At 68.3% G+C, this 12,980-nt stretch carries 15 protein-coding genes and 1 pseudogene; all 16 read left to right on the top strand.

The genetic code is table 11. The features are described from left to right. Positions 1-91 precede the first annotated feature (91 nt). The 16 genes and pseudogenes from ACUSIJ_RS18380 (at position 92) to ACUSIJ_RS18305 (ending at position 12,901) form a co-directional block, all read left to right on the top strand. Entirely contained in the window at positions 92-814 is a 723-nt protein-coding gene (locus ACUSIJ_RS18380) for an RNA polymerase sigma factor (RefSeq protein WP_449309858.1), read from the top strand. Positions 815-898: 84 nt separating this feature from the next. After that, entirely contained in the window at positions 899-1,093 is a 195-nt protein-coding gene (locus ACUSIJ_RS18375) for a hypothetical protein (RefSeq protein ID WP_018303655.1), read from the top strand. 38 nt (positions 1,094-1,131) lie between these two features. Continuing rightward, on the top strand, positions 1,132-1,428 hold the full coding sequence (locus tag ACUSIJ_RS18370) for a hypothetical protein (protein ID WP_449309857.1): 297 nt from the start codon (positions 1,132-1,134) through the stop codon (positions 1,426-1,428). Further along, entirely contained in the window at positions 1,428-2,303 is an 876-nt protein-coding gene (locus ACUSIJ_RS18365) for an ATP-binding protein (RefSeq protein ID WP_449309856.1), read from the top strand. Before ACUSIJ_RS18370 ends, ACUSIJ_RS18365 begins: the two co-directional genes overlap by 1 nt. 101 nt (positions 2,304-2,404) lie before the next feature. Continuing rightward, entirely contained in the window at positions 2,405-3,028 is a 624-nt protein-coding gene (locus ACUSIJ_RS18360) for a hypothetical protein (RefSeq protein ID WP_449309855.1), read from the top strand. Between the two features lie 13 nt (positions 3,029-3,041). After that, positions 3,042-4,730, top strand: a complete 1,689-nt coding sequence (locus ACUSIJ_RS18355; RefSeq protein ID WP_449309854.1) for a DEAD/DEAH box helicase — start codon at positions 3,042-3,044, stop codon at positions 4,728-4,730. A 3-nt stretch (positions 4,731-4,733) separates the two neighbouring features. Then, a complete protein-coding gene (locus ACUSIJ_RS18350) occupies positions 4,734-5,144 on the top strand; it encodes a DUF6511 domain-containing protein (protein WP_449309853.1) in 411 nt (136 codons plus the stop codon). Continuing rightward, complete coding sequence (locus ACUSIJ_RS18345; protein ID WP_449309852.1) at positions 5,141-5,911, top strand: hypothetical protein; 771 nt, start codon at positions 5,141-5,143, stop codon at positions 5,909-5,911. Before ACUSIJ_RS18350 ends, ACUSIJ_RS18345 begins: the two co-directional genes overlap by 4 nt. Beyond that, a complete protein-coding gene (locus tag ACUSIJ_RS18340; RefSeq protein WP_449309851.1) occupies positions 5,863-8,229 on the top strand; it encodes an AAA family ATPase in 2,367 nt (788 codons plus the stop codon). The genes ACUSIJ_RS18345 and ACUSIJ_RS18340 overlap by 49 nt, the downstream gene beginning before the upstream one ends. Positions 8,230-8,569: 340 nt before the next feature. Further along, positions 8,570-9,109 (top strand): hypothetical protein, encoded by a 540-nt coding sequence (locus ACUSIJ_RS18335; protein ID WP_449309850.1) that lies wholly within the window; start codon positions 8,570-8,572, stop codon positions 9,107-9,109. Further along, entirely contained in the window at positions 9,106-9,306 is a 201-nt protein-coding gene (locus ACUSIJ_RS18330) for a hypothetical protein (RefSeq protein ID WP_018303645.1), read from the top strand. The genes ACUSIJ_RS18335 and ACUSIJ_RS18330 overlap by 4 nt, the downstream gene beginning before the upstream one ends. Then, entirely contained in the window at positions 9,299-9,679 is a 381-nt protein-coding gene (locus ACUSIJ_RS18325; protein ID WP_018303644.1) for a DUF6362 family protein, read from the top strand. The genes ACUSIJ_RS18330 and ACUSIJ_RS18325 overlap by 8 nt, the downstream gene beginning before the upstream one ends. Positions 9,680-10,095: 416 nt before the next feature. Beyond that, positions 10,096-11,472, top strand: a complete 1,377-nt coding sequence (locus ACUSIJ_RS18320; protein WP_449309849.1) for a site-specific DNA-methyltransferase — start codon at positions 10,096-10,098, stop codon at positions 11,470-11,472. Between the two features lies 1 nt (position 11,473). After that, positions 11,474-11,980: pseudogene (locus tag ACUSIJ_RS18315) on the top strand (DNA cytosine methyltransferase); the annotation flags it as partial. A gap of 205 nt (positions 11,981-12,185) precedes the next feature. Continuing rightward, positions 12,186-12,668: a hypothetical protein gene (locus ACUSIJ_RS18310; protein ID WP_052095741.1), complete on the top strand. Its 483-nt coding sequence runs from the start codon at positions 12,186-12,188 to the stop codon at positions 12,666-12,668. Then, a complete protein-coding gene (locus ACUSIJ_RS18305) occupies positions 12,665-12,901 on the top strand; it encodes a DUF7220 family protein (protein WP_036751169.1) in 237 nt (78 codons plus the stop codon). The genes ACUSIJ_RS18310 and ACUSIJ_RS18305 overlap by 4 nt, the downstream gene beginning before the upstream one ends. The last annotated feature ends 79 nt before the right edge of the window (positions 12,902-12,980 follow it).

The raw sequence follows: 12,980 nt of genomic DNA, 5'->3' as shown, positions 1-12,980 counted from the left end.
TCCACCCAACCCCCTGAAATCGCAGAGACGCGCGACGTCCTGACCTGGCCACGAGAAGGCGCCGGACGCCTGGCCGCAAGGCAGGCGTCCGATGTCCTTCGCGTGGCACGAGATCCGTGATCACCTCATGCAATCTTCCTCCAACCTTCACTTCCAGCGCAGTTTCGACGCCGTCAGGCGTGCGCAGGCCGCCCTCGCACCGTTCCGGGATCCAGCGGCCCTGCTGGACGGGCTGCATAGCACCCCCGGCGATCAGGGCCAGAAGAACGTGATCCTCTCCGCGCTCGTCAGGGCGGCGCAGGGCGACGGGCGCACGTCTGACTGCGCGCTGACTCTCCTGCTGTTGGCGCTCTGGCCCGGCCTCGACGCCATCCGGCGCCGGTCGATCTGGCGCAGGCTCGGCACCGCCGACGAGGTCGCGTCCGACGTGTTGGCGCGCACCACTGAGGCGGTCCGCGGCCTCGACCTCGGGCGCGTCAACTGGATCGCGGCCACGGTCCTGCGCAATGTCGAGCGCGACATGATCCGCGTGCGCCAGCGCGACATGGCGCGCGAACATCTCGCCAGTGGCGCCGACCCCGACGAGGTGGCGGACAGCGGCGACAGCGGGATCGGCGCAACCGGGTACGCGCGGCTGAACGGCGCCGTGCGGAAGCTGCTCGGCGACGACGCCCTGCTGGTGATCCGCGTGGCGATCGAGGGTTTCTCGCAAGCCGAGGTCGCCGTCGAACTGGGGCTGACCGAGGCCGCCGCCCGCAAGCGGTATCAGCGCGCGATGCGCCGGCTGCACGACGCCCTCCAGGAAATCCCCTGAACCGATGTCCCGATCCGGTGCCGCCGGTGGCTTTTCCCATTCGAGCGCCCCGAGCGCCTTCCCTCCAACCGAAAGCAGACACGCATGAACCGCACTGCCGATCTGTCGCTTGAGGATTTCAGGCGTCTTCCAGGGCTCTATCGCCGCTGGGAGCTGACCGAGGTCTGCGAGCCCAACCGCAACTATCAGATTGAGGACGCCGGCGCCCATGCCGACGGGACGCCGCTGCTGGCGATCTACGTCGCCGAGCCCGCGCCCGACGTCCGGGAGGCCGCCTGATGCGCCTCCTCGATCACATCATCCCACGGAGAACCGCCATGCCGGACCAGCCGGACGACATCACCCGTCTTCGCAAGGCGAGCTACGCCCTCGAAGACCTCCCCGAAACCATCGCCTTCCCGCAGCGAGCCGGTGACGAGCCGCGCGAGCCGCTGCCTGTCATCGAGGCGACCGTCGACGAGATCGCCTTCGCCATCGTGGAGGCGGAGCGCGAGAGCACAGTCGCCTACCGCCGCGCAGACGCGCTGAAGCGCCTCTACAAGCTCGCCCGCGAGGCCGGGTGTATCGGCGCAGATCGCGCCGCTATGGCGGTGATGAAGAAGGAGGGCCACTGATGGCCCTTCCCATCATCGGCGCCGACGAACGGCTCGCACAGCGCAAGGGGATCAAGGGTGTCATCTTCGGCCGGTCCGGCATTGGCAAGACCAGCCTGCTCTGGACGCTGAACGCCTCGACCACGCTCTTCCTCGATCTCGAGGCCGGGGATCTGGCGGTCGAGGGGCTGGAGATCGACACGCTCCGGCCCCGCACCTGGAAGGAATGCCGCGATTTCGCGGTGTTCATCGGCGGGCCGAACCCGGCGCTGCGCGACGAGCAGCCCTACAGCCAGGCGCATTTCGACGAGGTCTGCGGGCGCTACGGCGATCCGGCGGTGATCGGGAAGTACCAGACCGTCTTCATCGACTCGATCACCGTGGCGGGGCGGCTCTGCTTCCAGTGGTGCCGCGGCCAGCCCGAGGCGTTCTCCGAGAAGACCGGCAAGCCCGACATCCGCGGAGCCTACGGGCTGCATGGCCGCGAGATGATCGGCTGGCTGACCCACCTGCAGCACACGCGCGGCAAGCATGTCTGGTTCGTCGGGATCCTCGACGAACGGCTCGACGACTTCAATCGCAAGGTTTTCCAGCCGCAGATCGACGGCTCGAAGACCGGGCTCGAGCTGCCGGGGATCGTCGATCAGGTCATCACCATGGCCGACATCCCGGACCCGGGCGGCCAGCCGCAGCGCGCCTTCGTCTGCCAGACGCTGAACCCCTGGGGCTTTCCGGCAAAGGACCGCTCGGGCCGCCTCGACAGGGTCGAGGCCCCACATCTCGGAAGGCTGATGGAGAAGATCCAGCGCCCCGCGGCGCCTGCCTCCGAACGCCTGACCTGGCCGCCGGTGACGCCCACCGATCCCGCCCCCGCGCAGGAGCCCGACCATGGCTGAGCGCCTCTCACCACGCCCGGTGTCCCGATCAGGTCGCCCGGGTGGCTTTCCCTTTCTGACGCCGCTGCGCGTCCCACCCTCCAACTGAAAGGAGCCGCGCAATGTCCGGACCCTGGAACGACTTCAACTCCGCTCAATCCAACACCAACGTCATCCCCAAGGGCACGCTCGCCAAGGTGCGCCTGACGCTCCGCCCCGGTGGCTTCGACGACCCCTCGCAGGGCTGGACCGGCGGCTGGGCGCGCCGCGCCGCCACCGGCGCCGTCTATCTCGACGCCGAATACACGGTGCTCGAGGGGCCCTATGCCCGCCGCAAGGTCTGGTCGCTGATCGGCCTCTACAGCCCCAAGGGTCCGGACTGGGCCAACATGGGGCGCGGCCTGATCCGCGGCATCCTCAACTCGGCGCGCGGCGTGTCGGACAAGGACAACTCGCCGGAGGCGCAGGCGCGCCGTCGCATCAACGGCTTCGGCGATCTCGACGGCGTCGAGTTCGTCGCCCGCATCGACATCGGCACCGACACCAACGGCGAGGACAAGAACGAGATCCGCGCCGCCGTCACCCCCGACCATCGCGATTACGCCGCGCTGATGGGCACGGTCGCGCCGCAGGTCTCCGCCGCCCCGGCGCAGGGCCACGCCCCGCAGCAGCCCACCACGGCCACCCAGCCCAGCCAGCCCGCGTCCGCCCCCGGCGCCGCCGGTCGGCCGAGCTGGGCGCAGTAAGGGGAGACCGGCCATGCGCCTTCGCCCCCGCCAGAAGACCTTCGTCGAGCGCAGCGTGGCTGCGCTCGCTTCCCGCGGCAACACGCTGGGCGTGGCGCCCACCGGCGCGGGCAAGACCATCATGCTCTCGGCGGTCACCGGCGAGATGATCGGCGACGGGGCCAAGGCCTGCGTGCTCGCCCATCGCGACGAGTTGACGGCGCAGAACCGCGCCAAGTTCCAGCGCGTGGTGCCTGGCGTCGCCACCTCGGTCATCGACGCCACGGAGAAGTCCTGGGGCGGCCAGGTCGCCTTCGCCATGGTGCCGACGCTGGCGCGGGCTTCGAACCTCGCCGACATGCCGCGTCTCGACCTGCTGGTCGTCGACGAGGCGCACCATGCCGTCGCCGACAGCTATCGCCGCATCATCGACCGGGTGCGCGAGGCCAATCCCGACGCCCGCATCTTCGGGGTCACGGCGACGCCGAACCGGGGCGACAAGAAAGGTCTGCGCGAGGTCTTCGACAATGTCGCCGATCAGGTGCGGCTGGGCGAGCTGATCGCCTCAGGCCACCTGGTGCCGCCGCGCACCTTCGTCATCGACGTGGGCGTGCAGGACGAACTGCGCTCGGTCCGCAAGACCATGTCGGATTTCGACATGGCGGAGGTGGCGGGCATCATGGACCGCGCCCCCGTCACCGACGAGGTGATCCGCCACTGGAAGGAGAAGGCGGGCGACCGGCAGACCGTGGTGTTCTGCTCCACTGTCGCGCATGCCGAACACGTCACCGACGCCTTCAGGGCGGCGGGCGTTTCCGCCGCGCTGATCCACGGCGATCTGGCGGCCGAGACTCGCAAGGCGATCCTCGCCGACTACGCGGCGGGCGACATCCGCGTCGTGGTCAACGTGGCGGTGCTGACCGAGGGCTGGGACCATCCGCCCACCTCCTGCGTCGTGCTGCTGCGGCCCAGTTCCTACAAGTCGACCATGATCCAAATGGTCGGGCGGGGCCTGCGCACGGTGGATCCCGAAGAACACCCCGGCATCGTCAAGACCGACTGCATCGTGCTGGATTTCGGGACATCGAGCCTGATCCACGGCACGCTGGAACAGGATGTCGATCTGGACGGCAAGACCGAGACCGGTGAGGCCCCCACCAAGACCTGTCCGGCTTGCGAGGCGGAGATCCCGCTGGCCGCCACCGAATGCCCGCTCTGCGGCGAGGCGTTCCCGCGGGAGGACGGAGAGACCGGTGAAGGTGGCGGTGCCGCGCCGCTGTCGGGCTTCATGATGACGGAAATCGACCTGCTGAAGCGGTCCAGCTTCGCCTGGGTCGACCTCTACGGCACGGACGACGCGCTGATGGCCACGGGCTTCGCGGCCTGGGGCGGCATCTTCTGGCTGGACGGGGTCTGGTACGCCATCGGCGGCGCGAAGGGCGAACGCCCCCACCTGTTGGGTGTTGGCGAACGCACGGTCTGCCTCGCGCAGGCCGACGACTGGTTGAACACCCACGAGACCGACGAAAGCGCCTTCAAGACCCGCTCTTGGCTGCGCCAGCCGCCCACGGAAAAGCAGCTGCAGTACCTGCCGCCCGAGTGCCGGCACGACTTCGGCCTGACGCGCTACCGCGCCTCGGCGCTGATGACCTTCGGCTTCAACAAACGCGCTATCCGCCAGCTGATCGACACGGCGGCCTCTCCCGAACGGAGGGCGGCATGACCCATGCCCACATCCACCCTCATCACCGCCGAGGACCGGCGGCGGCTCTGGCATCCGCGTGGGACGCTCTGTGCTGTCTGCCGGCAAACCACCCGTGGTTTTGGCTGGTTCGATTCGCACCGGTCGAAGCAACCCCGGCCTTCGGTCTGGTTCTGCTCGATGCCCTGCCAGTCCTTCTGGACGCGCTTGGCCAGGGAGCGTTTCGCCATGGTTGACCTGACCGAGGAAGAGCGCGCCGCGATCACCGCCACCATGAAGCGCGTGGCGCTGCTGATGGACGAGATCGGCTGGGCCACTCTGCTTTCAGATCTGACCGAGGCGCAGGTGCGCGCGCTGATCGAGGAAGCCGTCGAGGGCTTCCGCGAGGCCATGTCCGACATCGCCCGAGCGCAGACGCCGGAGGTGCCGTTTTGACACTCGATTACAATCATCGGCCCAGTTTCGCGGAGCAGGTCAACGCCGCCGTCGATCTGGCGCTCACCGCCGATCAGACGACGCGGCCGCCCCGCGACTACCTCGGCGGCTCGCGTCTCGGCCATGCCTGCGAGCGCGCCCTGCAGTTCGAGTTCACGGCGACGCCGAAGGACGAGGGCCAGGACTTCTCGGGCCAGTCGCTGCGCATCTTCGCCATAGGCCATGCGCTCGAGGATCTGGCCGTCGCCTGGCTGCGCGGCGCGGGCTTTGACCTCTACACCCGCAAGGGCAACCGCCCCGATGGCGGCCAGTTCGGCTTCTCCGTCGCGGGCGGGCGCATCCGCGGTCATGTCGACGGCATCATCGCGGCCGGGCCTGAAGGCTTCGGTTTGGCCGTTCCCGCGCTCTGGGAATGCAAGACGATGAACGCGAAGAACTGGCGCGCCTGCGTGAAGGACGGCGTGACCAAGTCGAAGCCGGTCTACGCCGCCCAGATCGCGGTCTATCAGGCCTACATGGAAACCAGCGTGCCCGGCATCAGCGCCGCGCCAGCCGTGTTCACCGCGATCAACAAGGACACGGCCGAGATGCACCATCAGCTGGTGCCTTTCGACGCCGATCTCGCGCAGCGCATGTCCGACCGGGGCGTGCGGATCCTGCAGGCGACCGATGCGGGCGAGCTTCTGCCGCGCGTCGCCACCACGCCTGATTTCTTCGAATGCCGCTTCTGCCCCTGGTCCGAGCGCTGCTGGGGGCTGCCGGCATGAGCGACGACGGCGTCCTGCATTTCAACCCTTGGATGGACTTCAACGACGGGCCGCCGTCCGAGAACCCCTTCGGCTGCGACGCCGACCCCGAGCAGATCGCCGTCTTCCTCGACGCAGTGTTCAGCTGGTGCGAGGGGCTGATCCCGCTCCGCGGCTTCGTCGACAAGGGTCAGGGCCGGGACGGCAAGCCGCACAATATCTGGATCGCGGCCGACGACAGCGCACCAGGGAAACTCGCGACCTTTGCCGCGTGGGCCAACCGTGAAGGCGCTGCGGTTTATGTCATCCCCGGCACGGTCGAGGAACAGGGCCAGGCCCGCGCCGCTGACGTGCTGCAGATGCAGGCCATCGTGGTCGATCTCGACGCGGGCGACATCCCGGCCAAGCTGGACCATGTCACCCGCCACCTCGGCGCGCCGACGCTCATCATCGAAAGCGGCGGGCGCACGCCCGAGGGCGCGGCGAAGCTCCATGTCTGGTGGCAACTGACCGAACCCGCCGAGGGCGAGGATCTGGTCACCCTCTGCCGCCTGCGCGGCGAGATCGCCGTGAAGGTCGGCGGCGACACGCATTTCCGCTCCGCCCATCAGCCGATCCGGGTGCCCGGGACCGTCTATCACAAGCACGGCCATCAACGCCTCGTGCAGATCCGCGAACATCGCGACGTCGAGGTGGATCTTGCGGATTTCGCCGAACAAGTCGCCGAGATGCCGCCGCTGCCCGGCGTGGGCTTCGCCAGCGACGTTGCCACACCAGCATCGAAGCCCGGCATCGACGCGGTGCTCACCACGCCGGTGCGCGAAGGCGCGGTCGACGACTGGTCGCGGTTCCAGGGGGCCAGCGCCGCCATCGGCCATTACGTGCGCCTGGTGCACGAGGGGCGCCTCGACCCCTTCGCAGGCTGGGAGGCGATCTGCGGCTACAACGCCGCCATGCTGCGCCCGTCCTGGCCGCTCGATCGGCTGATGGCCGAGTCCGAACGCCTATGGGCGCTGCATGTGAAGCGCAACGGTCCGCCGCTCCTGCGCGCGGCCCACGCCAATACCCCGGCCAGCCCGCTGCCGACCTTCAGCCTCGGCGCGCTGCTCGACGACACCAGTCCAATGCCCGAGGACATCATCGGCCCCCGCGTGCTGACCCCGGGCGGTCTCCTGGTGCTGGGCGGCGCGCCCAAGGTCGGCAAGAGCGACTTCCTGATCTCCTGGCTCGTGCACATGGCGGCAGGCGTGCCGTTCCTCGGCTTCACTCCGCCCCGGCCGCTGCGCGTGTTCTACCTGCAGGCCGAGATCCAGTATCACTACCTGCGCGAGCGCATGCAGCAGATCGCGCTGCCCGCCACCGTGATCGCCGCCGCGCGCGACACCTTCATCGCCACACCGAAGCTGAAGCTGCTGCTCGACGCGGAGGGCGTCACCCGCGTTGCCGAGGCGATCCGGGCCGCATTCCCCGACGCGCCGCCCGACATCATCGTCATCGACCCGATCCGCAACCTCTTCGACGGTGGCCCCGAGGGCGGCGGTGAGAACGACAACACCGCCATGATGTTCTTCCTGAAGGACCGGGTCGAACTCCTGCGCGAGGCGGTCAATCCGGACGCGGGCGTCATCCTCGCCCACCACACCCGCAAGGCCAGCAAGCACCAGGTCAAGGACGATCCCTTCCTTGCGCTCTCCGGCGCCAGCGCGCTGCGCGGCTTCTACACCTCGGGGCTGCTCATGCACCGGCCCGACGAAGACAGCAGTGTCCGCAGGCTGGAGATCGAGCTTCGGAACGGCCCCGCGCTGCCGGGCAAGCTCATCGACAAGGTGAAGGGCGAGTGGGTCGAGCTGAACCCGCTGAACGAGCGTCTGGTGCGCAAGGAGGTCGGCGCGAAACTCGACGCCGAGCGGCTGCGCAAGCACGATGTCATCCTCGGCATGCTGCTGGATGAGGCGGCCAGCGAGCGCCTCTACACCGCCATGCAGTTCGCCGAGACCTTCGAGAACCGGGGAGGTCTGGGCAGCAAGCACACCATCCGCGAGCGCCTGAGCGTGCTGGCGACCAAGGGCTTCGTGAAGTTCCTGCGCGACCCCTCGGGGTTCGGCTTCCCTATCACCCGGTCGCGGTTCGGCTACCTCTGCGTCGAGGGCATGCAGTTCGGCGCGCCCGTCGAGGAGGTCGATCCGGACACCGGCGAGGTCGCCACAAGCGCCCGTCCGGTCCTGCCCAGCCACTTCAAATGCCCCCAATCCGGGCTCTGCCTGCAGGTCGAAAACCCCGCCGTCTGGGTCTACCCGGAGGGGCTGGAGGACGACCTCACTCATATGAGTGAGGCCTGACTCATATGACAGCGCCAACTGTGCAATTAATCAAATCAAAGGGTTACGGGCAAATAAGAGTTAGGTCCCTAACTCATGCCCGAAGACTTCATGAAGTCTTATTCCGCAATGATTTCAGCCACTTGTCCTCCCCGGAACAGTTAGGTGTCAAACCCCCATACTACGTATGGGAGGGCCACCCCACAGGGTTGGCCACTCCTCCCATACGTCCGGGCCAGCCGCGCGCGCCGCCGTGACGGTCTGTTGTGCTTTCCGATCCGACGACGGCGGCCCCGTACCGCCAAGCACCAGACCGCCGTCGTCTTCCACCACCATAGGCCACCGGCAAAGGAGACCCATCATGGCTCAGCCGACTCTGATCCCGAATTGCGACGGCGCAAGGTTTGAATCGCTGCCGCTCGACACCCCCCGCAACCGCTGCATCCTCGCGCTCGACCTCGGCACCTCGACCGGCTGGGCGATCCGCGGCCATGACGGCCTGATTACCAGCGGCACCGTCTCGCTGCGCCCCGGCCGCTTCGACGGCGGCGGCATGCGCTACCTGCGCTTCACCAACTGGCTGACCGAGATCGACCGGCTGTCCGGGCCCGTCGCCGCCATCTGGTTCGAGGAAGTCCGACGCCACGCAGGCACCGACGCGAGCCACATCTACGGCGGGCTCATGGCCACGCTGACCGCATGGGCCGAGCTGCGCGGCGTGCCCTACGAGGGCGTTCCGGTCGGCACGATCAAACGCCACGCCGCTGGCAGGGGCAACGCCGACAAGGCCGCCATGGTTGCCGCCGTCCGCGCCCGCGGCTTCAGCCCGGCCGACGACAACGAGGCCGACGCCATCGCCATCCTGCTCTGGGCGATCGAGACGAAGGGAGGTGTCGCATGAGATGGCATCCCCACGGCTACGGCGGCCGACGCCGGGATCCCGAACAGGTCAAGCGCGAGGGCTGGCACGAACAGGGCGTCCTCGCGGTCTCCGCCGATGACGACCGCCTCACCTGGCCCGAGCGTGAACTGGTCCGCCAGCTCGGCGAGAAGCTCTATGGCCCGCGCCCTTCCGACAGGGAGGCGCGTCATGGCTGATCGGGAATGGACCGCCGACTGCGTCGCCGATCATTTCGAGGAGGCGTTCCGTACCCTGCGCAAGCTGCCGCCGGTGAAGGCGCAGGGCTACTTCAACACCTGGCCCGACATTGTGCGCACCAGCCGCGAGATCGCGGCGATGGAGCCGCAGCCGATGCGGGTCTGGCCCTCGGCCGCCGCGATCACCCGGCTCGAGCAGACCTTCGACTGGGTGCTCTGGATCGAGGAGGCGGAGCGCAAGCTGGTCTGGTCTCGTGCCGCCCGCGTGCCGTGGAAGCAGATCAGCGGCGAGCTGGGGTGCGACCGCACGACCGCATGGCGTCGCTGGCAGCTGGCGCTGACCAAGATCGCTGCGCGCCTGAATGCGCAGTGACTCCAATGTGTTGCAACACTTTTTCCTTCGACATCTGCAACATGATCGTGCTATTCCGAAGGCAAGATGGGGAGAGTGCGCTGGAAAGCTCGCTCTCCCCTTTGCGTTGATGGGGGCCTTCTGGACCCCGGTATCCAGCGAGGGTCCGGCCGGGGTCCAGCCCACGGCAGTTTCCGGTTCCTTCCTGGCGATATTCGTATGCTGGCGGGCGAAGCGCGGGACATCGCCAGCGACAGGGCCGGATTTTTGGGAAGCCACCCGGAAGCCGGAGCCTCGCGCGCCCCGCGCAAACACCAATGAACGCTGGCCTTTCGACCGGACACCGCTGGTGGCCGCTGGACCCCGCTTGGAGTCCGGCCCGGCATCCGGAGTCCGGAAGCCACCGGCATCCACCCGACCGAGGAACCTTGCCCACCATGACGCTGAGCTTCGCCCCGGACGCGATCGAGACGTGGCCGCTGTCGCGCCTTCAGCCCTACGCGAAGAACGCGAAGGCGCATGGCGCGGACCAGGTGGCGAAGATCGCCGCCAGCATGGCCGAGTTCGGCTGGACCGTGCCATGCCTCGTGGCCGAGGGCGGGGAACTGATCGCGGGGCACGGGCGCGTGCTGGCCGCGACGCAGCTCGGGCTGACCGAAGCGCCGGTGATCGTCCTCGGGCATCTGACCGAGGCGCAGCGGCGGGCTTACCGGATTGCGGACAACAAGCTGACGGAACTCGGCACTTGGGACGAGGCGCTGCTGTCGGCGGAACTGAACGATCTGCTGGCCGAGGATTTCGACATGTCGCTGGTCGGGTTCTCCGACGGCGAGTTGGACAAGCTGCTGGCCTTCGTGCCGGAGGGGGACGGTGAAGAAGGTGGCGCCGGGGGCTCCGTGCCGCCGGTGACCATTCCCGAACCGCCCCGCAATCCGGCCTCTCGCACCGGCGATCTCTGGATCCTCGGCGACCATCGCCTCCTCTGTGGTGACAGCACCAGCGCTGCCGACGTGCGCCGCCTGATGAACGGCGAGCGGGCGATCCTGTTTGCGACGGACCCGCCGTATCTCGTTGACTACGATGGCTCGAACCACCCGACCCGGAACAAGGACTGGTCGGCGTCCTACGGCACGACATGGGACGACAGTTCGCAGGGGGCGGAACTCTACGACGGCTTCATCTCAGCGGCCGTCGCCGAGGCCATCGCCGAGGACGCCGCCTGGTACTGCTGGCACGCCTCGCGTCGCCAGGCGATGCTGGAAGCCTGCTGGGAAAAGGCGGGCGCCTTCGTCCATCAGCAGATCATCTGGGTGAAGGACCGGGGCGTCCTGACCCGATCGCATTACCTGTGGAAGCACGAACCCTGCTTCATGGGCTGGCGCCGTCCGAACCGTCCGCCGAAGGTGGCCGAGCAGACGCTGCCGTCCACATGGACGCTGCCGAGCTTCGCCAAGGACGACCGGCCCGACCATCCCACGCCGAAACCGCTCGACGCCTTCGGCATCCCGATGCGCCAGCATGTGGCGCGGGGCGGCCTCTGCTACGAGCCGTTCTCCGGCTCCGGCTCGCAGATCATGGCGGGCGAGACCAATGGCCGTCGCGTCTTCGCAATGGAGATCAGCCCGGCCTACGTCGATGTCGCCGTGGAGCGCTGGCAGGTCGAAACCGGCAAGGACGCGATCCTCGACGGCGATGGCCGGACCTTCGCGCAAGTGAGGACCGAGCGGCTGGGCGACGACGCCGCACCCCCGGCCGATCCCCTGGCTACGGACACCGCCCCCGAACCCGCGCGCAAGCGCAAGACCGCCGCGTGACATGCATGACCTGGCTTTACCTTCCTCCGGACGCGCTTCCGGAGCCGGAGACGCATGCCTCTTCGGCCTCTCGCTCTGTTCCGGCGCAGGTGGTCTCGACCTCGGGCTCACCATCGCCATCCCCGGATATCGTGCTGTGGGCCATGTCGAACGGGAAACCTACGCCGCAGCCACTCTCGTGGCGCGGATGGAAGACGCGTCCCTGGATCGCGCACCTCTCTGGGACGACGTTGCCACCTTCGACGGCCGCCCGTGGCGCGGCGCGGTGGATATCGTCACTGCGGGCTATCCGTGCCAGCCGTTCTCGGTCGCGGGCAAGCGCCGGGGCGCGGACGACCCGCGCCACCTCTGGCCCCATGTCGCCCGGATCGTCGGCGAGATCGAGCCGCCCTTCGTGTTCCTCGAGAATGTCGCCCATCATCTCCGCCTCGGCTTCCCCGAAGTCGCCAGCGGACTGGTCCGCATGGGCTACCGCCTTGCGGCAGGCCTCTTCACGGCGGCGGAAGTCGGCGCGCCTCACAAGCGCGAGAGGCTCTTCATCCTTGCCATCCGCGAGGGGGACGAGCTGGCCGACCCCGCGCGCCTGCTCCGGCACCCGCTCGAGTGGCGGGAACCGGACGGAATTGCTGCGCCTATGGCCGAGGGCGAGGGCCAGCGCCAACGAGAACCGGCAGACCAAACCGACGCCATCGCAGGCAGCGGGCCAGCACGGGATGAACCTCGCGACGACGGCTGCGCTGTGGCCGACGCCGCAGACGGACAGTTTCCACAGCCGGGGCGGCGAACGGCGCGACGAGAAGGGTCTGGACCGCATGGCGCGGGACTGGCCGACGCCAATGGCGAACGACGGCTGCAAGCCGAGCGCGGGCAACCGAAAGACGGCCGATCTGACCCATGCCAGCCGCATGTGGATGACGCCGACGGCGCGGGATCACAAGGATGGGGCAACCACACTGGCGAACACACCGGTGAACGGCCTGCTTGGCCGCCAGGTCCTGGTGACGACGATAGCTGGGAGCGATACCTCCGAGCCGCGCCGGACCTTGAACCCGCTGTTCGTCGAGGCGCTGATGGGCTGGCCCACCGGGTGGACCGGCTTCGGCTCTGTGGCAACGGCGTGGTCCCCTTGGTTGCGGCGCATGCGCTGCGAACTCTGGCGGCTGAATTGCTGGCCGATGGATGAGGCAGCGGCATGAAGCAATCGCGTGCCATGTCGCTGGTCGAGTCCGTCGCCAACGTGATCGTCGGCTACGGCGTCGCGGTGGTCACGCAGATCCTGATCTTCCCGATCTTCGGGCTGCACACGACGCTGGCGCAGAACCTGAAGATGGGCGCGGTGTTCACCGTGGTGAGCATCGCACGATCCTTCGCCCTGCGGCGGGTGTTCGAGGCGATCCGATGCGCCATGGACAAGGAACACCAGCGTTAGGCCGACACCACGAAGCGGTTTCCAAGTTGCCGCTATACCACTCAGATCCTATGGTTTCTCCGAGTTGGAGACGGCGGCT

The organism is Pseudochelatococcus sp. B33, assembly GCF_053570585.1.
Note: the sequence above shows the minus strand (reverse complement) of the source record. Positions and strands in the feature narration are given on the sequence as shown.

Excerpts from the sequence above, each read along its gene's own strand:
- ACUSIJ_RS18380 (WP_449309858.1), top strand. The coding sequence starts at position 92 with ATGTCCTTCGCGTGGCACGAGATCCGTGATCACCTCATGCAATCTTCC.
- ACUSIJ_RS18375 (WP_018303655.1), top strand. The coding sequence starts at position 899 with ATGAACCGCACTGCCGATCTGTCGCTTGAGGATTTCAGGCGTCTTCCA.
- ACUSIJ_RS18370 (WP_449309857.1), top strand. The coding sequence starts at position 1,132 with ATGCCGGACCAGCCGGACGACATCACCCGTCTTCGCAAGGCGAGCTAC.
- ACUSIJ_RS18365 (WP_449309856.1), top strand. The coding sequence starts at position 1,428 with ATGGCCCTTCCCATCATCGGCGCCGACGAACGGCTCGCACAGCGCAAG.
- ACUSIJ_RS18360 (WP_449309855.1), top strand. The coding sequence starts at position 2,405 with ATGTCCGGACCCTGGAACGACTTCAACTCCGCTCAATCCAACACCAAC.
- ACUSIJ_RS18355 (WP_449309854.1), top strand. The coding sequence starts at position 3,042 with ATGCGCCTTCGCCCCCGCCAGAAGACCTTCGTCGAGCGCAGCGTGGCT.
- ACUSIJ_RS18350 (WP_449309853.1), top strand. The coding sequence starts at position 4,734 with ATGCCCACATCCACCCTCATCACCGCCGAGGACCGGCGGCGGCTCTGG.
- ACUSIJ_RS18340 (WP_449309851.1), top strand. The coding sequence starts at position 5,863 with ATGCCGCTTCTGCCCCTGGTCCGAGCGCTGCTGGGGGCTGCCGGCATG.
- ACUSIJ_RS18335 (WP_449309850.1), top strand. The coding sequence starts at position 8,570 with ATGGCTCAGCCGACTCTGATCCCGAATTGCGACGGCGCAAGGTTTGAA.
- ACUSIJ_RS18330 (WP_018303645.1), top strand. The coding sequence starts at position 9,106 with ATGAGATGGCATCCCCACGGCTACGGCGGCCGACGCCGGGATCCCGAA.
- ACUSIJ_RS18325 (WP_018303644.1), top strand. The coding sequence starts at position 9,299 with ATGGCTGATCGGGAATGGACCGCCGACTGCGTCGCCGATCATTTCGAG.
- ACUSIJ_RS18320 (WP_449309849.1), top strand. The coding sequence starts at position 10,096 with ATGACGCTGAGCTTCGCCCCGGACGCGATCGAGACGTGGCCGCTGTCG.
- ACUSIJ_RS18310 (WP_052095741.1), top strand. The coding sequence starts at position 12,186 with ATGAACCTCGCGACGACGGCTGCGCTGTGGCCGACGCCGCAGACGGAC.
- ACUSIJ_RS18305 (WP_036751169.1), top strand. The coding sequence starts at position 12,665 with ATGAAGCAATCGCGTGCCATGTCGCTGGTCGAGTCCGTCGCCAACGTG.